The sequence below is a fragment of the Pseudomonas sp. Z5-35 genome (assembly GCF_051131945.1).
In the GTDB taxonomy this organism is placed as follows: domain Bacteria; phylum Pseudomonadota; class Gammaproteobacteria; order Pseudomonadales; family Pseudomonadaceae; genus Aquipseudomonas; species Aquipseudomonas marvdashtae.
Genome location: NZ_CP071640.1, coordinates 2073530 through 2095743, shown reverse-complemented (window position 1 = coordinate 2095743; position 22214 = coordinate 2073530). Strand labels below are relative to the sequence as shown.

The window sequence follows — 22214 nt, the reverse complement described above, 5'->3', positions numbered from 1 at the left end:
GCGAGCGCCGTTGTGTCGCCAGGATTACGGCTTGGTCACCAGCTCGACCGGAGTTTCGATAACGCCGTTGGTGCCGCTGTCGACTTTTTCGCCCTTGAGGATTTTCAAGGCCGTCTCGATGCCGAAGACTGCCTGCCTGGCGGCGAACTGGTCGGCCGTCGCGAGAACGCGACCGTCCTTGAGCATCGGCTTGATGGCATTGATGTTGTCGTAGCCGACCACCTGCACCTTGCCCGCCTTGCCGGCGGCGCGCACCGCCGATACCGCGCCGACCGCCATGCTGTCGTTGCCAGCCAGCAGCGCCTTGATATTCGGGTATTCGCTGAGCATCGACGCGGCAACCTGGTTGCCTTTGTTGATTTCCCAGTCACCGGATTGCAGGGAGACGACCTTGATCTGCGCCGCTTCCATCGCATCCTTGAAGCCTGCGGTACGCGCCTGGGCATTGGTGGTGGTCGACACGCCTTCGATGATGCCGACCTCGTCACCGGCCTTGAGCTGCTTGGCCAGGTATTCACCCACCAGGCGCGCGCCCTTGCGGTTGTCCGGGCCTACGAACGGCACAGTGATGTTCTTGCTCTTGACCACTGCCGGGTCGAGTTGGTTATCGATGTTGATCACGGTGATGCCGGCGTCGACGGCTTTCTTGATCACCGGCACCATGGCCTTGGAGTCGGCGGGCGCAATAATCAACGCATCGACCTTGGACACGATCATCTGCTCGACGATGCGAATCTGGTTGGCGGTGTCGGTTTCATCCTTGATCCCGTTGGAGATCAGCTCGAAATCGGCGGAGTGTTCCTTCTGATAAGCCTTGGCACCGTCTTCCATGGTCAGGAAGAACTCGTTGGCCAGGGATTTCATGACCAGGGCGACCTTGGGTTTTTCGGGGGTCTGGGCGAGCGCCGAGGAGAAAGGCAGCGCTGCGGATGCGGCCGCGAACATGGCGACGGCGAGAAGGCGTCCAGCGAATGGCAGCTTCATGGGTTCACTCCGATTTTATGATTATTGTGAGCAAAATCGTCGCACGACAACCGCGCAAACGTTTGCGTGGAATGAACTATGGTAAAGCATCGCGGTTTTGTCAACGTTCCGGTTTGGGCCGCAACGTCGTGCGTCAGGCAGTGGTATTGACCAGCGCACCGGAACTGGACTCCTTGGCCAATTCCTTGATCAAGCTGCCGGTCACCTGCTGCAGCGCGCCGGTGGTATCGGCGATCTGCCCCTGAATAGCCATGATAGCGGTAGTTTTGGCTTCAGGCGTCGGATACGCACGCGCCTGCGCAGCAGCCAATTGTTGCTGTTGTTCACGCAGTTGTTGCTGAAGCTCCTGCATGCGCTTGAGCAGTATTTGTGTCGCGACACTTTCGGTGCTGGCGCTTTTTTCGGTCTTGCTTTCGGCTTCGGTAGCCAGGTTCGCGCGGACTTTGCCAGGCTCTTCAGTTTCGCCAAGGGCCTTGTCGGCTGCGTCGGCGCTCGCCTCGCTCAAAGCTTTCAACGTGCTCGCGGACTTGCCACCAATGGTGAGAGCTGCGGCATTTGGGAAGCCGACTGAAAAGGACATGTGGCGCTCCATGAATGAATTCCTACAAAGAAGATCGTCCGCTGGGGCTTTTTCTTTAGCGCGACCAACAAACCTCTTTCCTTCAGACAATGCCTCTTCGGGTAACCGAACGATAAACACGTTGAATGTTCGGAAACCCGTCCACAGGCTTTTTACGCAGGCGCCTCGTCCACTACGCATCGTTATGAATATCAAGCGTTTAACCGCAGCTCACACGCTATGGCCGCGCTGGTACGGATCATGCTCTGGCAGTTGGGCTCCCGGCATTCAGGTCTGCCGGAGCATCTAGATGAATCCATCATGACTAGAGAGAAGAATAATGACATCTGCCTTAAAGACTTTCGTTCCGGGCGCCTTGGCCCTTCTGCTGTTGCTGCCCAACGCCGTCCAGGCGAAAGAAACCCAGACTGAGCAAAAGCTCGCCAATGTCGTCATCCTCGCCACTGGCGGCACCATTGCCGGCGCCGGTGCCAGCTCGGCCAACAGCGCTACGTACCAGGCGGCCAAGGTCGGCATTGAAAAACTGATCGCTGGCGTACCGGAGCTCAGCCAGCTGGCCAACGTCCGCGGCGAACAAGTGATGCAAATCGCCTCGGAAAGCATTACCAACGAAAACCTGTTGCAACTGGGTCGGCGCGTTGCCGAACTGGCCGACAGCGAGGACGTCGATGGCATTGTCATCACCCATGGCACCGACACACTGGAAGAAACCGCGTACTTCCTGAACCTGGTGGAAAAAACTGACAAGCCGATCATCGTCGTCGGTTCGATGCGTCCCGGCACGGCGATGTCGGCGGACGGCATGCTCAATCTCTACAATGCCGTGGCCGTCGCCAGCAGCAAGGAAGCCCGCGGCAAGGGTGTCCTCGTGACGATGAACGATGAAATCCAGTCGGGCCGCGATGTCAGCAAGATGATCAACATCAAGACTGAAGCCTTCAAGAGCCCTTGGGGTCCACTCGGCATGGTAGTGGAAGGCAAGTCCTACTGGTTCCGCCTGCCCGCCAAGCGTCACACCATGGACTCGGAATTCGACATCAAGACTATCAAGAGTCTGCCGGAAGTGGAAATCGCCTATTCCTACGGCAATGTCAGCGACACGGCCTACAAGGCCCTGGCTCAATCCGGCGCCAAGGCGATCATTCACGCCGGCACCGGCAACGGTTCGGTGTCTTCACGCGTAGTGCCTTCCCTGCAGGCACTGCGCAAGGATGGCGTGCAGATCATTCGTTCGTCCCACGTCAACGCCGGTGGGTTCGTACTTCGCAACGCCGAACAACCTGACGACAAGTACGACTGGATCGTGGCTCACGACTTGAACCCTCAGAAGGCGCGCATCCTGGCGATGGTCGCCCTGACCAAAAGCCAGGACAGCAAGGAATTGCAGCGGATGTTCTGGGAATATTGATCGTCCCGCCCGACCGATTCCGGTCGGGCTCTCTTCGCCACCCGCTTCCTAAGAGCAGGTGGCACCTGCGCCTACTTGGCTCGCTAAAAAAATGCAGTTCTCCCACACCAAAATCCGAAAAGCGCTGTCAGACGATTTTCTTGAATTTTAAGCAGTTGCGTAAATGCCTACAGTTAAATACTGTATGCACGTACAGCTTAATAAGGATAATCCTGTGGCCACGCCCTCCGCTGCAACTACTCCCTTAGATTCCTATGCACGACTCGGCTTGCGGGTCTCGAAAATCATCAATTCGCCTACCGCACAAAAAGCCAAGGCCGCGCTGATCTTCCGCCTTCCCGACGAGCCGGTAGACGAATGGGAACGCTTGCTGGAAGAAATCGACGAGAACGACAACGTCACCCTTGCCTATCGCGACGACGGTGGTGTGCAGGTTTTCTGGGTTGTGCCGAAGGAAGATTGAGCCTGATGAGTATTCGCTGTTTTGCTTTATTGCTCATATTCGTCGCCGTGGGCGCACACGCCGGAGCTCCCCGCACTTTCAACGAAGCGAAGAAAGTCGCCTGGAAACTTTATGCGCCACAATCCACCGAGTTTTATTGTGGCTGCAAATACACCGGTAACCGCGTGAACCTCTCGGCTTGCGGTTATGTACCGCGCAAAAACGCGAAGCGCGCCGCGCGCATCGAGTGGGAGCACATCGTCCCGGCCTGGCAGATCGGCCATCAGCGCCAATGCTGGCAACAGGGCGGACGCAAGCATTGCACCCGCTACGACCCGGTCTATCAACGGGCCGAGGCTGATCTTCACAACCTGGTTCCAAGCATTGGCGAGGTCAATGGCGATCGCAGCAACTTCAGCTTTGGCTGGCTACCGGTGCAGAAAGGCCAATATGGCTCATGCCTGACCCAGGTGGACTTCAAGGCCAAGAAGGTCATGCCCCGCCCTTCGATTCGAGGAATGATTGCCAGGACGTATTTCTACATGAGCAAACAGTACGGCCTACGCCTATCCAAACAGGATCGGCGGCTGTACGAAGCCTGGGACAAGACCTATCCCGTGCAGGCCTGGGAACGCCAGCGCAACCAGAGCGTGGCATGTGTCATGGGGCGCGGGAACGAGTTTGTCGGCCCGGTGGATATGAAAACCTGCGGTTGACCAAGCCACCCAACAAAAGGCCCCGGATGTCATGCATCCGGGGCCTTTTGTTTATACGGCTGGTTATCGTGCTGGCGGGAAATCCACGACCAAGGCCTCGATGTTGCGCTTCTTCGCACGTACCAAGGCGGCAGTGACTTGCGCCTGCTTCGCTTCGGCTTCAGCCTTGGAACTGAACGGTCCGACCAGGACCCGGTCCTTGCCATTCTCCCTGACGACCGTGGACATGAAGCTATGCTCGATCAACCATCCGGTGAGGTCGCTCACAGCCTGGGGGGTTTCGCCTCGGACCTCGACTGCCCACTGCGGCGCGGCAGCGGCTGACGGTGTGGAGGTTGCCGCCGGTTTCGGCTTGGGGGCTTCGACGTCGCGTCCCTCTCCACATCCCGCCAGCGCCAATACCGCGATTACCCAAGCCAATTTACGCACAACGATTCCCCCGGAAGACATGAGGAGGGGATTTTAGCACCCACACTCGCCAATAAGGCCCTTAACAGTGCGCAAAACACGAGAATCCTGTCCGACGTCTCTGTATAGTCGCACCCTGGGAATTAATGCTGTATCTGCACGTCAGAAAGAGGCACCCACATTGTGACACTTAGCACTAATCTATAAGCAGTACCGACATCTGCACTGTCTGAATCAGGTGCCCTATAAAGCAATCAAGGAGAACACCATGCTGATACTCACCCGCAAAGTCGGTGAAAGCATAAACATTGGTGACGACATCACGATCACCATTCTGGGCGTAAGTGGCCAGCAAGTCCGGATCGGCATCAACGCCCCGAAAAACGTGGCGGTGCATCGCGAGGAAATTTATCAGCGCATCCAGGCCGGCCTCACCGCCCCTGACAAGCCGCAAACGCCCTGAGCCTTGCCGCAGTCCGCAGCCAGCCCGTTTGCATCGCCGCAATGGCTGGCTAAAGATTCAGGCCGCGCGCCTCACCCTACGTCCCTCCCCCGCCTTAGATGTCCGTCCAGCTCGTGAAACCGATACTACTGGCATGTCTCGTAGCATGGCTGTCAGACGTTTCGTTTTAATGGCGGGGAAGCCGTCGTACGTGGCCAATCAGCTCAAGCTCACACCACCATCAAGCCCCCCGCATGAAGATTCCTGTCAGAGAGAACGTCGAAACGACCTGACGGTGCTGGCTCATATAGAAATGATTGTCACGCCGGACACAAAAAAGTGGGAGCTCGCGAGCTCCCACAGGGTATTGCGTGTTTCTGGAATCAGTCCGCCAATCGCCAGGTCGTCCCGCCCTTCCCGTCTTCCAGCACCACGCCCATAGCGGTGAGCTGGTCGCGGATGCGGTCGGATTCGGCCCAGTCCTTGTTGGCCCGCGCAGCCAGGCGTGCCTGGATCAGAGCCTCGACTTCGGCGGCGTCGACGCGGCCTTCGGCACCGGCCTGGAGGAAATCGTCGGCTTCGAGCTGCAACACACCGAGCACGCTGGCCAATTCCTTCAGACGCGCTGCGAGGCCCGCCGCCGCATCGACATCGCTCTCGCGCAGGCGATTGATCTCACGCACCATTTCGAACAGCACTGCGCATGCTTCCGGCGTGCCGAAGTCGTCGTCCATCACTTCGGTAAACCGCGTCACGAACGCTTCGCCACCGGCAGGCGGTACGGCAGGCAAGCCTTTCAACGCATGATAGAAACGCTCCAGGGCGCCCTTGGCATCCTTGAGGTTGTCTTCCGAATAGTTGATGGCGCTGCGGTAGTGGCTCGACACCAACAGGTAACGCACAACTTCCGGATGGTACTTGTCGAGCACGTCGCGGATGGTGAAGAAGTTGTTCAAGGACTTGGACATCTTCTCGCCATTGATCCGGATCATGCCGCAATGCATCCAGGCGTTGGCGTAGGTCTTGCCGGTGGCCGCTTCACTCTGGGCAATCTCGTTTTCGTGGTGCGGGAATTCCAGGTCGCTGCCGCCGCCATGAATGTCGAAGGTCTCGCCCAGGCAGCAGGTGGACATCACCGAGCATTCGATGTGCCAGCCCGGACGCCCGGCGCCCCACGGCGAATCCCAGCTCGGCTCGCCCGGCTTGGCGCCTTTCCACAGTACGAAGTCCAATGGGTCTTCCTTCGACTCATCGACTTCGATGCGCGCGCCGATGCGCAAGTCTTCGATCTTCTTGCGCGACAACTTGCCGTAGCCCATGAACTTGGCGACGCGGTAGTACACGTCGCCATTGCCCGGTGCGTAGGCATAACCTTTGTCGATCAAGGTCTGGATCATCGTCAGCATGCCGGGAATGTGGTCGGTGGCGCGCGGCTCCAGGTCGGGCTTCTGGATGTTGAGACGCGCCTCGTCCTCGTGCATGGCCTTGATCATGCGCTCGGTCAACGCATCGAACGATTCGCCGTTCTCGTTGGCCCGATTGATGATCTTGTCGTCGATGTCGGTGATGTTGCGCACATAGGTCAGGTCGTAACCGCTAAAGCGCAACCAGCGAGTCACCAGGTCGAAGGCAACCATGCTGCGGCCATGACCCAAGTGGCAATAGTCATACACGGTCATGCCGCACACGTACATGCGGACCTTGTTGCCATCCAGCGGCTTGAAGACTTCTTTGCTCTTGGTGAGCGTGTTGTAGATCGTAAGCACAGGGTTTCCCTTAAGACTTGATCACTGACCCCAGGAGTCGCGCAAGGTCACGGTACGGTTGAACACCGGAGCACCGCGTTTCGAGTCCTTGATATCCGCGCAGAAGTAGCCTTCGCGCTCGAACTGGAAACGGTCTTCCGGCTGTGCGTTGCCCAGCGAAGGCTCGGCACGACAACCCGTCAGTACTTGCAGGGAGTCAGGGTTGATGTTGTCCAGGAAACTGGCGCTGTCCTCGGCCTTTTCCGGGTTCGGCGAACGGAACAGGCGATCGTACAGGCGCACTTCGCACTCGATGCTGGCGGCGGCCGGCACCCAGTGGATCACGCCCTTGACCTTGCGACCTTCCGGGTTCTTGCCCAGGGTTTCGGGATCGTAGGAGCAGCGCAGCTCGACGATATTGCCGTCGCCATCCTTGATGGCCTCGTCGGCGCGGATCACGTAGCTGCCACGCAGGCGCACTTCACCGGCTGGCTCCAGGCGCTTGTAGCCTTTTGGCGGCTCTTCCATGAAATCTTCGCGGTCGATGTAGATTTCCCGCGCGAACGGCAGGACGCGTACGCCCATGTCTTCTTTCGGATGGCACGGCAGCTCGAGGTTTTCGACCTGGCCTTCCGGGTAATTGGTGATGACCACTTTCAGCGGCCGCAGCACGCACATGGCGCGCGGTGCGCTGTGGTCCAGGTCGTCGCGGATGCTGAATTCGAGCATGCCGAAATCCACCACGCCGTCGGAACGGTTGGTGCCGATCATCTCGCAGAAATTGCGGATCGACTTCGGCGTGTAGCCACGACGGCGGAAACCCGACAGCGTCGACATGCGCGGATCGTCCCAGCCGTTGACGTGCTTCTCGTCCACCAACTGCTTGAGCTTGCGCTTGCTGGTGATGGTGTAGTTCAGGTTCAGGCGGCTGAATTCGTACTGGCGCGGATTGGCCGGCACCGGCAGCTTCTCGAGGAACCACTCGTACAATGGACGATGGCTTTCGAACTCCAGGGTGCAGATCGAATGGGTGATGCCTTCGATGGCGTCCGACTGACCGTGGGTGAAGTCATAGTTCGGGTAGATGCACCATTTGTCACCGGTCTGGTGGTGATGCGCATGGCGGATGCGGTACATGATCGGGTCGCGCAGGTTCATGTTCGGCGAGGCCATGTCGATCTTGGCACGCAGCACACGGGCACCGTCCGGGAACTCACCGGCGCGCATGCGGGCGAACAGGTCCAGGTTCTCTTCCACGCTGCGGTCACGGAACGGGCTGTTCTTGCCCGGCTCGGTCAGGCTGCCGCGATATTCCTTGGCCTGCTCCGGCGTCAGGTCACACACGTAGGCGTTGCCGGACTTGATCAGCTCCACCGCCCAATCGTGCAACTGGTCGAAATACTGCGAGGCGTAGCGTACTTCGCCGGCCCATTGGAAACCCAGCCACTGGACGTCGCTCTTGATCGCGTCGATGTATTCCTGGTCTTCCTTGGCCGGGTTGGTGTCATCGAAACGCAAGTGCGTGACGCCGCCAAACTCCTCGGCCAGGCCGAAGTTCACGCAAATGGATTTGGCATGGCCGATGTGCAGGTAGCCGTTGGGCTCCGGCGGGAAGCGAGTGACGATCTGCGTGTGCTTACCCGAATCCAGGTCCGCCTGGACGATCGGGCGCAGGAAGTTGACCGGCACGGCCGGGCCGGTCTTGGAATTCGAGGTAGGGTCGACAGTGGGCTTGCTCATAGGATCCTTGAACGTACAAGTGCGCGGCCGGGTGCGGCCTGATAAATCAAAGCCCGTATCATAGCCGATGCTGTCAAGCACCTGACAGGCCAGGCCGGCAAACGATCAAATTTAATCGACAGCCAGATGAAAAACAGCCTCGAAATTCGTGCCCGGCACGCTAAACTGCCCAGCCTGGCCGATTGCAGCCAGACCGGTTGCGGGCGCTTGCGCCCCGAAACCCACGAATTCCTTGAAAGAGTAGCGATCATGACCCAAGTCAAACTGACCACCAACCACGGCGACATCGTCCTGCAACTGAACGCCGAAAAGGCACCGCTGACCGTTGCCAACTTCGTCGAGTACGTCAAGGCCGGCCATTACGAAAACACCGTTTTCCACCGTGTCATCGGTAACTTCATGATCCAGGGCGGCGGTTTCGAGCCAGGCATGAAGGAAAAGAAAGACAAGCGTCCAAGCATCCAGAACGAAGCCGACAACGGCCTGCCGAACGAAAAATACAGCGTCGCCATGGCCCGTACCATGGAGCCGCATTCGGCTTCCGCGCAGTTTTTCATCAACGTGGCGGACAACAGCTTCCTGAACCACAGCGCCAAGACAACCCAGGGCTGGGGCTATGCTGTGTTCGGCAAAGTGGTCGAAGGCACTGACGTGGTCGACAAGATCAAAGGCGTATCCACCACTTCCAAGGCCGGCCACCAGGACGTCCCGGCAGAAGACGTGATCATCGAGAAAGCCGAGATCATCGAAGCGTGATATTGCTGATTTCAGATTTGCATCTGGAAGAGGAGCGCCCGGACATCACCCGGGCGTTTCTGGATTTACTCGCCACACGCGCCCGCTCGGCGCAAGCGTTGTACATTCTGGGCGACTTTTTCGAAGCCTGGATCGGCGACGATGCCATGACGCCGTTCCAGCGCTCCATCTGCCAGGCCCTGCGCGAATTGAGCGACAGCGGCACGGCCATTTTCCTGATGCACGGCAACCGTGACTTCATGCTCGGGCAGGCTTTCTGCAAAGCGGCCGGCTGCACCCTGCTCAAGGACCCGAGTGTCGTGCAGTTCAACGGCGAGCCGGTGCTGCTGATGCATGGCGACAGCCTCTGTACCCGTGATGTCGGCTATATGAAACTGCGGCGCTGGCTGCGCAACCCGCTTACGCTGTTCATCCTGCGCCACCTGCCATTGGGCAGCCGCCAGAAACTGGCGCGCAAGTTGCGCAGCGAAAGCCGCACGCAGACGCGGATGAAAGCCAATGACATTGTCGACGTCACCCCGCGGGAAATCCCGCGGATCATGCAGCAATACGGCGTGAAGACGTTGATCCACGGCCACACCCACCGCCCCGCCATCCACAAGCTGCAACTGGGCGAACAGGCCGCCCGGCGCATCGTGCTGGGGGATTGGGACAAGCAAGGCTGGGCGTTGCAGGTCGATGAGCAAGGGTTTGCGTTGGCGCCGTTCGGTTTTGCCCCGCCGCCACAACTGCCGGCACCTGACCCAATCCCCAGTCACACCCCCAGCCACCAGTAGTCCCTTGCGGGGCCGGCAATTTAATTTCAATGGCCGCTGGCGGCAGGCCCGGCCTTCGCCGCGAACGGCGGCTTCGCCAGCCACACCAGCAGGATCAACCCCATGAACGCCCACCCCAGCAGCGTGAAGTAATCCACGGTGGAGAGCATGTATGCCTGGCTGTTGAGGATCTGCTCCAGCTGGGCGTAGACCGGCGTGCTCGCCCCGCCGAGCTGGTTGATCGTCTCACGCGTGGCCGGCTCGAAGGTGCTGATGCTTTCGCTCAGGTAGGCATGATGCTGGTCGGCCCGGCGGATCCAGATCCAAGTCGTCAGCGACGCCGCGAAGCTGCCGCCCAAGGTCCGCAGGAACGTCGCCAGTCCCGCGCCATCGGCAATTTGGTGGGGCGGCAGGTCCGACATGAGGATGCTCAGGGTCGGCATGAAGAACAACGCCACGCCGATACCCATGAACAACTGCACCAGGGCAATGTGCTGGAAATCCACTTCGTTGGTGAACCCGGCGCGCATGAAGCAACTCAGGCCAATCGCCAGGAACGCCAGCCCGGCCAACAGGCGCAGGTCGAACTTGTGCGCATACTTGCCGACGAAGGGCGACATCAGGACCGGCAGGATGCCGATAGGCGCCACCGCCAGGCCGGCCCAAGTGGCGGTGTAGCCCATCTGGGTCTGCAACCACTGCGGCAGGATCAGGTTTATGCCGAAAAAACCGGCGTAACCGCCCACCAGCACGATGGTGCCGATACGAAAATTGCGATAAGCGAACAGCCGCAGATTCACCACCGGATGGCCGTCGGTCATTTCCCAAATCACGAACACGGCCAGGGCGATGAGCGAAACCAGCGCGCCCACAATGATGAAATTCGACTCGAACCAATCCAGGTCGTTGCCCTTGTCGAGGATGACCTGCAATGCACCGACACCGATGATCAACGTGATCAAGCCGACATAGTCCATCGGCTGGCGACTGGTCACCACCGGGCGCGCCTTGAGCTGCTGGCGCACCACCAGCACCGCGAAAATCCCGATAGGCACGTTAATGAAGAAAATCCACGGCCAGCTGTAACTGTCGGTGATCCAACCGCCGAGGATCGGCCCGGCAATCGGCGCGACGACCGTGACCATTGCCAGCAACGCCAGGGCCATGCCACGCCTGGCCGGCGGGTACACGGCAATCAGCAAGGTCTGGGTCATCGGGTACAAAGGACCGGCCACCAGCCCCTGGACCACGCGAAAGCCGATCAGCTCCGGCATCGAAGTGGAGATTCCGCACAGGAACGAGGCGAGGACAAACAGCATCGTCGCCCACAAAAACAGTTTCACCTCGCCAAACCGGCGGCTCAGCCACCCCGTCAGCGGCAGCGCAATGGCGTTGCTCACCGCGAACGAAGTAATGACCCAAGTGCCCTGCTCCGAACTGACGCCCAGGTTTCCGGAAATGGTCGGCAGGGCAACGTTGGCGATGGTCGTGTCGAGCACTTGCATGAACGTCGCCAGCGACAACCCGATGGTGCTGAGCAACAGGCTGGGCGGCGTGAAGGACGCGTTATTGCTCATTGCGAAAATCCTATGAAGCAGAGGTAGTAAAATCGACGCAAGCCCGCCCGGACTGGAATGCTGTCACTTAAGGCCTGCGACAGACACGTGGCGAGGGAGCTTGCTCCCGCTGGGCCGCAAAGCGGCCCCAAACCTGCCGAACGCGGAACATCAGACACACCGCACCCACCGGTTTACGACTGCTTCGCAGCCGAGCGGGAGCAAGCTCCCTCCCACAGGGTTCGACGTAGAGGGTTCAACGCTGCGCGGTCTTGCTCGCCGCGGCGCTGTTCTCATGGATCAGGCGCGTGATCATCGCATCGGCATCTGCCAACTGCCGGTCATACACCTGGGTGCTGAACGAAGCTTTCTGCGACGGTTGCTGGGCTAATACCGGACCGCTCTGGTCATGCAAGTCGACGTTGACCAGCGTCGAGAGACCGACCCGCAACGGATGCTTGGCCAGCTCTTGGGCATTGATATGAATGCGCACCGGCACCCGCTGGACGATCTTGATCCAGTTACCGGTGGCGTTCTGCGCCGGCAACAGGGCAAACGCACTACCGGTCCCGGCGCCAACGCTGTCGACCGTGCCGCTGAACTTCACATCACTGCCGTAGAGGTCGGCCTCGATGTCCACCGGCTGGCCGATGCGCATGTCGCGCAGTTGGGTTTCCTTGAAGTTGGCGTCGATCCACAACTGATCCAGCGGGATCACCGCCATCAACGCCGTGCCCGGTTGCACCCGTTGGCCCAGTTGCACGGTGCGCTTGGCGACATAACCGGTCACCGGTGCGATCAAGGTGCTGCGGGCATTGGTCAGGAAGGCCTGGCGCAATTGCGCGGCGGCGGCTTGCACGTCGGGATGGGACGACACCACGGTATCGTCCACCAGGGCGCTGGTGGTCTTGAGCTGTTGCCGGGCATTGGCCAGGGCGTTCTGCGCCGAGGTCAGGTCGTCCCGGGCGTGGGACAGTTCTTCTTGGGAGATCGCCCCGCCGGCCGCCAGGTTCCGGCGTCGGTTGTAGTTTTCCTGGGCCTTCTGCACTTCGGCCTCTTGCGCATGCACCTGCGCCTTCATGCCATCGACGTTGCTGTACAGGCCGCGCACCTGGCGCACGGTGCGGGCGAGGTTGGCCTGGGCACTTTGCAGCCCGACTTCGGCATCGTTCGGATCGAATTGCACCAACACCTGGCCCTCACGCACCAGGTCACCGTCATCGGCGCCAATGCTCACCACCGTGCCAGTGACTTGGGGGGTGATTTCCACGACGTTGCCGTTGACGTAGGCATCGTCGGTGCTTTCGTTCCAGCGCCCATACAATTCGTGCCAAGCCCAGACACCTACGGCGGCGAGAATGACAATCAGGGCCAGGCCCAGCAGCATCACCTTGCGCTTGCGCGGGTTGCCGCTGTCCTGTTGAGTTTCTTGAGTAGTTTCGGCAGTTGCCATGACAGGTACCTCGAATCAGTGAATCGGCGCGGTGGCGGCCGGTGTGGCCGAAGCCACGGTTTGGGTCTCGAAACCACCGCCCAGGGCCTGCATCAATTGGATCGACAAATCGATCTGCTCGGCATTGAGGGTCGCCAGTTGGCGCTGGGCCTGGAGCAACTGTTGCTCGATGCTCAGCACGTCCAGGTAATTGCCGATGCCCGAGCCGTAGCGCTGGACCACGGTGTCGTAGGAATTTCGGGCGATGTCCACGGCGTGTTGCTGGGCACCGATCTGCCGGCCGATGTCGCGCAACTGGTTGATGGTGTCGCTGACATCGCCGAGGGCCGCGACCAGGCTCTTGTTGTACTGCGCCACCGCCAGGTCGTAGTCGGCGTCCCGGGCATCGAGGTCCGCACGCAAGCGACCGCCATCGAAGATCGGCAGCGACACGGTTGGCGCGACGTTGAAGAAACGGCTGGCCGAGCCGAACATGGCGTCGCCCAGCAGCGATTGCACACCCGCCGCCGCGCTCAAATTGAGGTTGGGATAGAAATGGGTCTTTGCGGCCGCGATGTCCTTGCTCGCCGCCTCGACCCGCCAGCGCGCCGCGACCAGGTCCGGACGTCGTCCGAGCAATTCAGCCGGCAGGTTCGACGGCAAGGCGACGGCGCTGCCCTTCAGTACGTTCGGCCGGACGATTTCGTTGCCACGATCAGGCCCCTTGCCCAGCAATACGGCCAAGGCGATTTTCGCGCTTTGCAGGCGTTTTTCCGCGTCGATCAGGCTTGCATCGGCGCTCGCCTCCAGGCTTTCGGTTTGCTGGAATTGATATTCGCTGTCGATCCCCGCGCCGAGACGGCGCTTGCCCAGGTCGAGCATCTGTCGCGTGCGCTTGAGGTCCTCATTGGCCAAGTCATAAATGATGTGGGCCTGGCCGAGGTCGCTGTAGGCCCGGGCCACATCGGCAGCCAGGGTCAGTTGCGCGGCCTGGCGGTCGATCTCGGCGGCGCGGGCCTGGCCCAGCGCGGCTTCCCAGGCCGCTCGCTGGCCGCCCCAGAGGTCGAAGTTGTAGTTGAAATCCACGCTCAGCGAACGCAGCGTGCTGTAGGCACCGCCCTGCCCTTGCGGGTCCTGATCACGGGCCAGGCGCGAACGGCTGACACTGCCGCTGGCATCCAGGGTTGGCATGCGCGCGGCGTTGGCGGCGTAGGCGGCGGCGCTGGCCTGGTGGGCCCGAGCGCTGACGATCTGCATATCCGGACTGTCGCGCAGGGCTTCACGGATCAGGCCGTCGAGTTGCGGGTCGCCGAGGCTTTTCCACCAATCGCTTTTCGGCCACGAGGCCGGCGACAAGGTGACGCCCGTCAGCGATTGGCCGGCCTGGAGACGCTTGGCCTCGAGGCTGACACCTTCGGTTTCCAGACCGCTGTAGCTGGCGCAACCGGCGAGGCTCATGGCCAGCAGCACCAGGCCCAAGCGGGCACGCAAGGTTTGACGTTTCATTTTCCCCCCAATCGCAGGACGGTGATGGGATCACCGGCGGCGAGCAGTATTTTCTTGAGGATGTCTTCGAGGGTTTGCAGCTCTTCGCGGCTGATGGCGCAGGCCAATTGATTCATGGCGTCGGCACCGATAAACGGCAGGCGATCGGCGAGGGCCTGGCCGGCGTCGGTCAACACCAACCGGACTTGGCGGCGATCCTGCGCCGAGCGTTGGCGAACCAGAAAACCTTTCTGCTCCAGGCGATCGAGCATCCGCGTCATCGAGCCACTGTCCAGCGAGAGGTATCGGCACAGCTCGACCGGTGTGTCGATGCCGTGCTGGGCCATGATGATCAACACCTTGAACTGCGCGGCGGTGATGCCGACGGGTTCCATGTGCGTGTCGATGATCCGGTCCTTGAGCGACGCGGCGCGGCCAAGCAGCATGCCGAGATGGCAATTGTGGAATTCGTCCGGGGTGAAATGTTTCATCTGGATACCGTTATCTGAAGACGGTTTGCTGCCTAGGCAGTGAATGTATGTCGAGATATTACTGCTTAGGCAGCAAATGTCAAATAAATAGTTAGCTGCCTATGCATAGCCGCACGAACGCGAACGCATCCGTGGTAGCGAGCTACCACAGGAAGTTTTCGCGGGAAGGCCTTAGAAATCGCGTTTGTAGAAGATATCCAGCGAACTGGCGACGCCACTGGCGGCTTCGAGGTAGACCTTTTTGCTGAGCTTGTAGCGCAACGCGATGGTGTTGGCCGGTTCGAACACTCCGACGCCGTAGCGCAGGCTGAGTTTTTCCGAGAGGTTACCGCTGGCGACCACGCTGGTGGCCTCGCCGCTGCCCTGGGTGTCGAGTTGGAAATCCTCGATCCCAAGGTTATTCGCCAGGCTGGTGGTCACGCCGGAGCTGCCCATCAAGCCCAGGCCCAACGCCGCCTGGGCAAGCATGTTGTTGTCCTCGCCCGTGGTGCTCAAGGGTCGGCCCAATACCAGATAGGACAAGGCTTGCTCCTGGCTCATGGCCGGCTCCGAGAAGATCTGCGTGGTCGGCTGCTCGGCGCTGCCGCTCAAGCGAATGCCGGCAATCACATCATCGGTCTGGCGAATCGCCTCGATGTCGAGGTAGGGCTGGTCGATCGGCCCGGCGAACAACAAGCGCGCCCGACGCACCGTCAACCGTTGCCCGTAGGCTCGATAGCGACCGTCGTTGAGCCAGAGTTCGCCACGGGTGTCCATGTTGTCGCCGATGTGCACCTGGCCCTTCACGTTGGCTGTCAGGCCGAAGCCCGAGAAGGCGAGCTTTTCCTGGCCGACGATCACGTCGATGTCCATCGCCATGGCGATCGGTGCCTCGCCCTCTTCGGTCTGGCGGCCGACGATGATCGTGTCATCCGAGACCTTGACGGTGGATGGCGGCAATTCGCGGATGGTGATGTCGCCCTTGGGCACCAGGACCTTGCCGGCAATCGAAAGTCGCTCGCCTTGCATCGTGATGTTCAGGTCCGGCGCCACATCGAGCACCGCGTAGGGTTCGACAGTGACCGGCAGTTGCGAGCCCTTGAGGGCCAGGTCCATGGACAACGCCTCGCCCCAGCCAATAGTCCCCGTCAAGCTGCCCTGCCCGCTCTTGCCACTTTTCCAGCCGCCGTCGAGCCTGACCGTTTCGCCGGCGATCATCGCCCGCAGTTGCAGGGCTTCGAGGCTGATCGGCAGTTCCGGGCCGGACACTTCGCCGTCGCTGAGCAGCAAACTGCCGTTGACCTGCGGTGCGAGCAATCCGCCAGATAGGGTGCCGCTGCCGTTCAGGTGACCGGTCAGGGTTTCCACCATCGGCACGAATGGCCGGGCGACCGACAGATCCAGGCCGCTCAGTCGAAACGAACCGCTCAAGGGTTTATTGGCCGGCAACGGGTTGATCCGCGCCTGGAGCGTCAATTCGCCGAGCCTCGCCCCGGCAAAAACCAGGTCCGTATCGATGCGCGTGGGAGTCAGGCGACTGTTCAGCGTCAGGGTCTGGTACGGGAAATCCAGCCACTGTTCTTTGTCTCGAATCCGTAAGGTACCGCCACTGGCATCTACCAGGACGCGGCCGTTCGGGCCGCTGGCCGGCAGGTCCAGTTGCAGATCGGCGTTGAGCCGCCCTTGCCAGGCAAAATCCTTGGGCATCCACTGGGCCAGGCTTTCAATCGGGAACTGCTTGAGGTGATAGCGCAGCTTCGGCTCCGGCATCAGCCGCTGGTCTTCGCCACACAAGCTGGCCTGGCCGGAACGCCAGCAATGGGCGCCGAAGTTCAGCGTACCATTGGCCAAACGTTCCAGCTTGGCCGGGGCCTGCAAGCGCCAGGCTTGGCCGCCGGCCTGTATGTCGCCATTGGACAGGCGTCCACGCCAGTTGCCTTGGTCGAGCGCGCCATCCAGGGCCAGGGTGGTTTCAAGCTGCGGCCCTTGTAGATCCAGGTTGAGTTTTTGCTGTTTGATGTCGCCTTGTCCGCTGACCGTCAAGACGCCGAGCGACGTTTCACCGGCCCGAATGCCGCTGGCCTTGAGATCGACTTTGCCCCGCTGGGTGTTGTCGAGCGTCGCGTCTACCCTCAGGTTTTGCAGATGATTGTCCTGGAATCCCAGCTGGGTGCCTTGTACGCCGAGCTTGCCTTGAGGGGCCTTGGGTGTCCCCGCCAAGTCGAGACGCCCCATGACCTGGCCGCGCAATCGCGGCCAGAGTTGGGCCAGCCGCGAGAGTTTGATATCGATCTGGCCGGTCAGTTTCTGTTGCAGGTTGGCGCTGCCGTTGATGCGGTTATCGCCCAGACGGATATCCAGCGCACTGAGGTTCCATTGCTCGCCTGCCCCCGCCGCCGTGGCCTGGAACAGCGCCGGTTGGCCGCGCAGTTTTCCCTTCAGGTCCAGGTTGGCGTCCAGGCTGAGGGCATCGTCTTTGATTGAGCCCTGGCTGCGTAAAGGCCCGGCCAAGGTGCCAGGCAGCTCCGCGAGCCAATACGCCGGATTGATGGATGACAATTGCAACGCGGTATCCCAGGCGATGCCGTCGGCAAACTGCAGGTTCAGATGCCCTTCGGCTTTGCCCTGCCCCGCGTCGAGCTTGAGCTGCGGCAAATGGATTTGCGCCAGGTTGCCGCTGAATGGACTGCTCAGGTTGAATGCCCCGGCGGGCCCGTCCAGCGCTGCCTGGAAATTGCCCAGGTATTGACCGTCGGTGTAGGAAACTTCGCCGTTGAAACGATGCAACGTGACTTGCGGCTCGTCGATCAGCGGATAGAGGCGATGCCAGGGGAAATCCAGCCAGGCGACTTTCGCATCGGCGCTCAAGCCTTCGTGCCAGTCCAATTGCCCGGAGAGCTTGACGCTTTGCTGCTCGCCGGCATCAAGATCCAGGCCGGCGATTTGTGCACCGTTGGCGTCCACCTTGCCTTGCAGCAGCAACGCCACCGGACCTTTCTCGGCCGGCAGGGTCGCTTTGCCGAGCAGTTGGTAGCCGTCTTCAAGATTGCCTTCGCCGGTCAGCTCCAGCTGATTGAGCACCAGCGTGTCTGGCAGATCGGCGCTGGCCTTGAATCCGTCGGCGGTGATGCGCACCTTCGCCGGCAGGTTGTCCGCCAGTGGTTGCAGCTCGCCGGCCAGATGGCCTTGCAGATAACCAAGGCTGTCGGCGCTGAGGACGAGGGTCTTGAGCAAATCGCCACTGACTTTCAGCTCCAGCGACCACGGCGTCGCGCCCGGTGCCGGCAAGGTCAACCGGCCAGCAGCGCTCAACGGCCAATCGCCACGCGGCTGCAACAGGCCGGACAGATTCAGGCTCAGTTCGTCGCGCTGCAATTGCAGCGAATCGATCTGCAAACCCTCGGCGGTCCAATGAGCCGCCAGATGCAGGCCCTTGAGCTGCTCGCTGCCGTTGAACGACAGACTGCCGATCTGCACGTCACCCAGTTCGATGGCGAGCGGCAAGTCCAAGTCCGGCAAGCTGATCGGACCACTGCTCGGCTCATCGGTGGAGGTAGGCAATTGCAAGGCGACCTGATCGGCCTTGAGCTGTTCGATGCACAGCGTCATGCGCAGCAGGCACAACGGCGACCAGGCCAATACCGGCCGATCCACCTCTACCCGGCTGGCGTCCTGCTGCCACAGCACGTGGTCGGCGCCCCACTGTCCGCCCAACCGCCCTTGGAAATTCTCCACCGTCAGCCCGGGTACCAGGCTGATAGCCCAGCGACTGCCGAACGCAGTGCCAAGCAAGATGCCCAGGGCCAGTACGACCGTCGCCAGCAACCCGGCCAGTGCCAGCAGCGTTATCTTCAAACCGCGCTTCACAGCTCAGGCCCCATGGAAAAGTGCAATCGAATGCCACCGTCGTCGTCCAGCGCATGGGCCAGGTCGAGGCGGATCGGGCCGACCGGTGACACCCAGCGCACGCCAATGCCCACGCCGGTCTTGAGGCTGGGCAGATCGAGACTGTTAAAAGAGTTGCCCTGGTCGACAAACGTTGCCACCCGCCATTTTTCCGCAACGGAATACTGATACTCGAGGCTGCCCGCCACCATGTAGCGGCCACCGATGCGATCACCCTCGGAGTTTTCCGGCGACAGGCTCTGGTAGTCGTAGCCCCGCACGCTCTGGTCGCCACCGGCGAAAAAGCGCAGCGACGGCGGAATGGACTTGTAGCCATTGGTGGCGCTGCCGCCGATCTGGGCCCGCGCCAGCAGGCGGTGCCTGTCGAACACAGTGGTCAGGCCCTTGACCATGGCGGTGCCATACAAAAGGTTATTGTCCGAGCCCAGCCCTTCCTTGGCGACCTTGGTGTCCAATTGCAGGCGGTAGCCGTTATGGGGGTCGATGCGGTTATCACTGCGCAGGTACGAATAGCTGACGCCTGGCATCAGCAGCGTGCTCAGGCCCGAATCGTCGCCAAGGCGATATTCCTCGCGCTGCCACTTGAGCGACACCACCCGCTGCCAACCGCTGGGCAACTTGCTGTGCCATTCCGGCCCCACGGTCAGTAATTTGCTGAGGGTGTCGGTGCCGGACAATTCTTCATATTGATAGCCGCCGGCGTAGCGCAGCTTGTCGGTCAGCGGCGGGTCCAGCGGCACGTCATACCACAGGCCGATATTCTGCCGGGGCGCCGACACTTCCGCTTCCCAGCCGTAGCTGTGGCCCTGGGGGTTGACCCAGTGCCGCGTCCAGTTGGCCTTGGCCCGAGGGCCGACGTCGGTGGAAAAACCCAAGCCCAGACCCATGGTCCGCGGCTTGCGAGTCTCGAGCTTGACCGCCACCGGGATCACGTTATCGGTCGCGGCGGTGGGCGCCGCATCCACGCGCACGCCCTCGAAATAACCGCTCGACTGCAGCGCCTGGTTGAGTTCGGCAATGAGTTCGGAATCGTAAGGCGCGCCGGCCTTGAACGGCACCATGCGCCGCAGCAGGTCTTCATCGAACGGCGTGTCGCCCTCGAAGCTGACCGGGCCGAGGGCATAACGCGGGCCGCTGTCGTAGATCAATTCGATATCGGCAATGCCGGCTTGTGGGTCCACGCGCAATGCCTGGCTGACGAATCGTCCACTGAAAAAACCATACCGCGAAGCCTGGTTCTGGATCGTCCGCTTGGCGTCTTCATAGCGTCCGTGATCGAGCACCGCGCCCGACTTCAGGCCCGCGTTGTCGGGCACGCGAAAAGCCTTGAGGGACGCCGCCGGGCCGTCGATGCGGATCGTGACGTTGCGCAGATGCACCGGCTCGCCGGGGTCGATGGTGAGGATCAGGCGCGGGGCCTTGCCAGCCTGCACCTCGCTGTCGATTTGCGGTTGGTAGTAGCCCAGCGCCTGGGCCGCTTTGCGCGCCTGCTCCTCGGCGCCGCGACTGAAGCGCAGCAATGCATCTTCGTCACGATCGCCCAGGCCACCGATATAACCTTCTATGTTGGCCTTGAGTGCGTCATTGGACGGATTGACCCGTACGTCCAATTCACTTTGGGCCAGCGCCGCGCAGCTGAGGGACAGCAACAGCGCGCCACTGGTCATTCGTCCTGGGAAATTCATGGCGCGGATGCTAACACGAGGTGGGGAGCCTGATAGAGCCGGACGATTCCCAAAAGTTCGTCCGATTATGCCGTCGCGCTCTGCAGAACCTGCGGGTTGGCATGAAAGAACACATGCTCGCGGATCGGTCCTACCGCCACTTCGCCGATTTCTTCATAACCCTGGCGTTTATAAAATTCCAGGTAGCGCTGGTTGCCGGTGTCCAGCACCACGCCTTGGGAATGCTCGTCCACCGCGCACCAGTTATGAACCGCCTCAAGCAACTGTTCGCCGTAGTGTTTGCCTTGGAACTGCGGATGAACCCCCAGCAGCGGCAAGACATGAACCGAGTCCGACGGCAGGCAGGCCAGCACGGCCGCGTGATATTCCAGGTAACGCCGAGTGCAGCGAAACCCCGTGCTCAAGACCATGCGCAGGCGCCAGGCCCAACTTTCGGTGATGCCCAGGCGCCGCTGTGGCGGGGCAATCAACGCGATGCCGATCAGGCGGTCATCGACCAACAGGCCGATCGCTGGAAGATCCTGGAGGAAATGCTGCTTGACCAGCTCACGCACGGTCGCCCTTACCCGCTGTTCGTAACCGGGGCGTTCGGATTCGAACAGGTAGCTGAAGGTTGGCTCATGGCGATAGGCCTGGTACAGCAAGGAACGCGCTTCGCGGGAATAGCCGCTGTCGAGCATGTGAATATCAGCGGTGGCGGTGTCAGGCATGGCGTTGGATCTCCTGGGCGGGGCTCGGTGAGGCCCAGCTCTTATTGAGTACGAACCCGATAGGGTTGCGATCGTTCCTACAAGCCAAGGACATTAGCAGCGCATTTGCCCTACTGCCACGCTGGCTCCGCTCCCACATGTCAGCTAGCATCGCAGTTTTGCCAGGACAGCCGACCATGAAGATCGTCTCCTTCAACATCAACGGCCTGCGCGCCCGCCCACATCAGCTGGCGGCACTGATCGACAAACACCAGCCGGACGTGATCGGGTTGCAGGAAACCAAGGTCCACGACGAACAATTTCCTTTGGCCGAGGTGCAGGCCCTCGGTTATCACGTGCACTACCACGGGCAAAAGGGCCATTACGGTGTTGCCCTGCTCTCGCGCCAGGCGCCGCTGACCTTGCACAAAGGCTTCGAGAACGACGATGAAGACGCCCAACGACGTTTCATCTGGGGCACCTTCGCCGACGCCAACGGCGTGCCGGTGACCATCATGAACGGTTATTTCCCACAAGGTGAAAGCCGCGACCATCCCACCAAATTCCCGGCCAAGGAGCGTTTCTACAACGATCTGCAGCAACTGCTGGAAACGCGCTTCAGCAACGACCAGCCGCTGGTGGTGATGGGCGACGTGAACATTTCCCCGGAAGACTGCGACATCGGCATCGGCCCGGACAACATGAAGCGCTGGCTGAAGACTGGCAAATGCAGCTTCCTGCCTGAAGAGCGCGAATGGATGGCCCGCCTGAAGAACTGGGGCCTGGTGGACAGCTTCCGCCATCTCAACCCGGACGTCACCGACCGCTTCAGCTGGTTCGACTACCGCAGCCGCGGTTTTGAAGACGAGCCCAAGCGCGGCCTGCGCATCGACCTGATCCTCGCCTCCCAAGGCCTGCTGCCACGGGTCAAGGATGCTGGCGTGGATTACGAGCTGCGGGGCATGGAAAAACCCTCGGACCATGCGCCGATCTGGTTGCAGTTGAGCTGAGCCGG

General features: G+C 60.9%; 19 protein-coding genes. 7 read left to right on the top strand and 12 right to left on the bottom strand.

What is annotated here, in order from left to right; genetic code table 11:
• Positions 1-24: 24 nt before the first annotated feature.
• Together J3P95_RS09850 and J3P95_RS09845 are read right to left on the bottom strand one after the other, a co-directional pair.
• Positions 25-984 carry a sugar ABC transporter substrate-binding protein gene (locus J3P95_RS09850; protein WP_434562538.1) on the bottom strand — a complete coding sequence of 320 codons (960 nt, stop codon included), beginning with the start codon at positions 982-984 and terminating at the stop codon, positions 25-27.
• A 133-nt stretch (positions 985-1117) separates the two neighbouring features.
• Positions 1118-1564: a hypothetical protein gene (locus J3P95_RS09845; protein WP_434581248.1), complete on the bottom strand. Its 447-nt coding sequence runs from the start codon at positions 1562-1564 to the stop codon at positions 1118-1120.
• A 319-nt stretch (positions 1565-1883) separates the two neighbouring features.
• Between J3P95_RS09845 and J3P95_RS09840 the strand changes: the two genes are divergently transcribed.
• From J3P95_RS09840 to J3P95_RS09830, 3 genes are all read left to right on the top strand, one after another.
• Complete coding sequence (locus J3P95_RS09840; protein WP_434577645.1) at positions 1884-2972, top strand: asparaginase; 1089 nt, start codon at positions 1884-1886, stop codon at positions 2970-2972.
• A gap of 163 nt (positions 2973-3135) precedes the next feature.
• Complete coding sequence (locus J3P95_RS09835) at positions 3136-3435, top strand: DUF1654 domain-containing protein (RefSeq protein WP_434577646.1); 300 nt, start codon at positions 3136-3138, stop codon at positions 3433-3435.
• A gap of 5 nt (positions 3436-3440) precedes the next feature.
• A complete protein-coding gene (locus J3P95_RS09830) occupies positions 3441-4130 on the top strand; it encodes an endonuclease (RefSeq protein ID WP_434577648.1) in 690 nt (229 codons plus the stop codon).
• Positions 4131-4193: 63 nt separating this feature from the next.
• Here the strand turns inward: J3P95_RS09830 and J3P95_RS09825 are convergent, their stop codons facing one another.
• A complete protein-coding gene (locus J3P95_RS09825; RefSeq protein ID WP_434562532.1) occupies positions 4194-4559 on the bottom strand; it encodes an SPOR domain-containing protein in 366 nt (121 codons plus the stop codon).
• Positions 4560-4806: 247 nt separating this feature from the next.
• Between J3P95_RS09825 and csrA the strand changes: the two genes are divergently transcribed.
• Positions 4807-5001: a carbon storage regulator CsrA gene (gene csrA / locus J3P95_RS09820; protein ID WP_003179932.1), complete on the top strand. Its 195-nt coding sequence runs from the start codon at positions 4807-4809 to the stop codon at positions 4999-5001.
• 362 nt (positions 5002-5363) lie between these two features.
• Here csrA and cysS read toward each other — a convergent pair whose 3' ends face one another.
• Together cysS and J3P95_RS09810 are read right to left on the bottom strand one after the other, a co-directional pair.
• Positions 5364-6746, bottom strand: coding sequence for a cysteine--tRNA ligase (gene cysS, locus J3P95_RS09815; protein WP_434562530.1), 1383 nt, complete (start codon positions 6744-6746; stop codon positions 5364-5366).
• A gap of 21 nt (positions 6747-6767) precedes the next feature.
• On the bottom strand, positions 6768-8465 hold the full coding sequence (locus tag J3P95_RS09810) for a glutamine--tRNA ligase/YqeY domain fusion protein (protein WP_434562528.1): 1698 nt from the start codon (positions 8463-8465) through the stop codon (positions 6768-6770).
• Positions 8466-8714: 249 nt separating this feature from the next.
• On the opposite strand from J3P95_RS09810, the gene J3P95_RS09805 reads away from it, so the two are divergent.
• Together J3P95_RS09805 and lpxH are read left to right on the top strand one after the other, a co-directional pair.
• The gene (locus J3P95_RS09805; protein ID WP_434581249.1) at positions 8715-9221 is read left to right on the top strand and encodes a peptidylprolyl isomerase; all 507 of its coding nucleotides are present in this window, start codon (positions 8715-8717) and stop codon (positions 9219-9221) included.
• Positions 9218-9997, top strand: coding sequence for a UDP-2,3-diacylglucosamine diphosphatase (gene lpxH, locus J3P95_RS09800; protein ID WP_434577650.1), 780 nt, complete (start codon positions 9218-9220; stop codon positions 9995-9997). Before J3P95_RS09805 ends, lpxH begins: the two co-directional genes overlap by 4 nt.
• A gap of 26 nt (positions 9998-10023) precedes the next feature.
• On the opposite strand, the gene J3P95_RS09795 is transcribed toward lpxH, so the two are convergent.
• The 7 genes from J3P95_RS09795 to J3P95_RS09765 all read right to left on the bottom strand — a co-directional run bounded on the left by J3P95_RS09795 (position 10024) and on the right by J3P95_RS09765 (position 21220).
• Positions 10024-11553 carry a DHA2 family efflux MFS transporter permease subunit gene (locus J3P95_RS09795; protein ID WP_434577652.1) on the bottom strand — a complete coding sequence of 510 codons (1530 nt, stop codon included), beginning with the start codon at positions 11551-11553 and terminating at the stop codon, positions 10024-10026.
• A gap of 235 nt (positions 11554-11788) precedes the next feature.
• Positions 11789-12985: an efflux RND transporter periplasmic adaptor subunit gene (locus tag J3P95_RS09790; RefSeq protein WP_434562520.1), complete on the bottom strand. Its 1197-nt coding sequence runs from the start codon at positions 12983-12985 to the stop codon at positions 11789-11791.
• 15 nt (positions 12986-13000) lie between these two features.
• Positions 13001-14470 (bottom strand): efflux transporter outer membrane subunit, encoded by a 1470-nt coding sequence (locus J3P95_RS09785; RefSeq protein WP_434562518.1) that lies wholly within the window; start codon positions 14468-14470, stop codon positions 13001-13003.
• The gene (locus J3P95_RS09780) at positions 14467-14940 is read right to left on the bottom strand and encodes a MarR family winged helix-turn-helix transcriptional regulator (RefSeq protein WP_434562516.1); all 474 of its coding nucleotides are present in this window, start codon (positions 14938-14940) and stop codon (positions 14467-14469) included. Before J3P95_RS09780 ends, J3P95_RS09785 begins: the two co-directional genes overlap by 4 nt.
• A 171-nt stretch (positions 14941-15111) precedes the next feature.
• The gene (locus tag J3P95_RS09775) at positions 15112-18786 is read right to left on the bottom strand and encodes a translocation/assembly module TamB domain-containing protein (protein ID WP_434562514.1); all 3675 of its coding nucleotides are present in this window, start codon (positions 18784-18786) and stop codon (positions 15112-15114) included.
• Complete coding sequence (locus tag J3P95_RS09770; protein ID WP_434562512.1) at positions 18783-20510, bottom strand: autotransporter assembly complex protein TamA; 1728 nt, start codon at positions 20508-20510, stop codon at positions 18783-18785. Before J3P95_RS09770 ends, J3P95_RS09775 begins: the two co-directional genes overlap by 4 nt.
• A gap of 65 nt (positions 20511-20575) precedes the next feature.
• Positions 20576-21220: a GNAT family N-acetyltransferase gene (locus J3P95_RS09765; RefSeq protein WP_434562510.1), complete on the bottom strand. Its 645-nt coding sequence runs from the start codon at positions 21218-21220 to the stop codon at positions 20576-20578.
• Between the two features lie 176 nt (positions 21221-21396).
• Here J3P95_RS09765 and xthA point away from each other — a divergent pair, with 176 nt between their 5' ends.
• Positions 21397-22209: an exodeoxyribonuclease III gene (gene xthA / locus J3P95_RS09760; protein WP_434562508.1), complete on the top strand. Its 813-nt coding sequence runs from the start codon at positions 21397-21399 to the stop codon at positions 22207-22209.
• Positions 22210-22214 lie beyond the last annotated feature (5 nt).

Excerpts from the sequence above, each read along its gene's own strand:
- J3P95_RS09765 (WP_434562510.1), bottom strand. The coding sequence starts at position 21,220 with ATGCCTGACACCGCCACCGCTGATATTCACATGCTCGACAGCGGCTAT.
- J3P95_RS09795 (WP_434577652.1), bottom strand. The coding sequence starts at position 11,553 with ATGAGCAATAACGCGTCCTTCACGCCGCCCAGCCTGTTGCTCAGCACC.
- J3P95_RS09845 (WP_434581248.1), bottom strand. The coding sequence starts at position 1,564 with ATGTCCTTTTCAGTCGGCTTCCCAAATGCCGCAGCTCTCACCATTGGT.
- J3P95_RS09770 (WP_434562512.1), bottom strand. The coding sequence starts at position 20,510 with ATGAATTTCCCAGGACGAATGACCAGTGGCGCGCTGTTGCTGTCCCTC.
- xthA (WP_434562508.1), top strand. The coding sequence starts at position 21,397 with ATGAAGATCGTCTCCTTCAACATCAACGGCCTGCGCGCCCGCCCACAT.
- J3P95_RS09790 (WP_434562520.1), bottom strand. The coding sequence starts at position 12,985 with ATGGCAACTGCCGAAACTACTCAAGAAACTCAACAGGACAGCGGCAAC.
- J3P95_RS09810 (WP_434562528.1), bottom strand. The coding sequence starts at position 8,465 with ATGAGCAAGCCCACTGTCGACCCTACCTCGAATTCCAAGACCGGCCCG.
- J3P95_RS09840 (WP_434577645.1), top strand. The coding sequence starts at position 1,884 with ATGACATCTGCCTTAAAGACTTTCGTTCCGGGCGCCTTGGCCCTTCTG.
- J3P95_RS09785 (WP_434562518.1), bottom strand. The coding sequence starts at position 14,470 with ATGAAACGTCAAACCTTGCGTGCCCGCTTGGGCCTGGTGCTGCTGGCC.
- J3P95_RS09805 (WP_434581249.1), top strand. The coding sequence starts at position 8,715 with ATGACCCAAGTCAAACTGACCACCAACCACGGCGACATCGTCCTGCAA.
- J3P95_RS09780 (WP_434562516.1), bottom strand. The coding sequence starts at position 14,940 with ATGAAACATTTCACCCCGGACGAATTCCACAATTGCCATCTCGGCATG.
- J3P95_RS09830 (WP_434577648.1), top strand. The coding sequence starts at position 3,441 with ATGAGTATTCGCTGTTTTGCTTTATTGCTCATATTCGTCGCCGTGGGC.
- J3P95_RS09835 (WP_434577646.1), top strand. The coding sequence starts at position 3,136 with ATGCCTACAGTTAAATACTGTATGCACGTACAGCTTAATAAGGATAAT.
- J3P95_RS09850 (WP_434562538.1), bottom strand. The coding sequence starts at position 984 with ATGAAGCTGCCATTCGCTGGACGCCTTCTCGCCGTCGCCATGTTCGCG.
- csrA (WP_003179932.1), top strand. The coding sequence starts at position 4,807 with ATGCTGATACTCACCCGCAAAGTCGGTGAAAGCATAAACATTGGTGAC.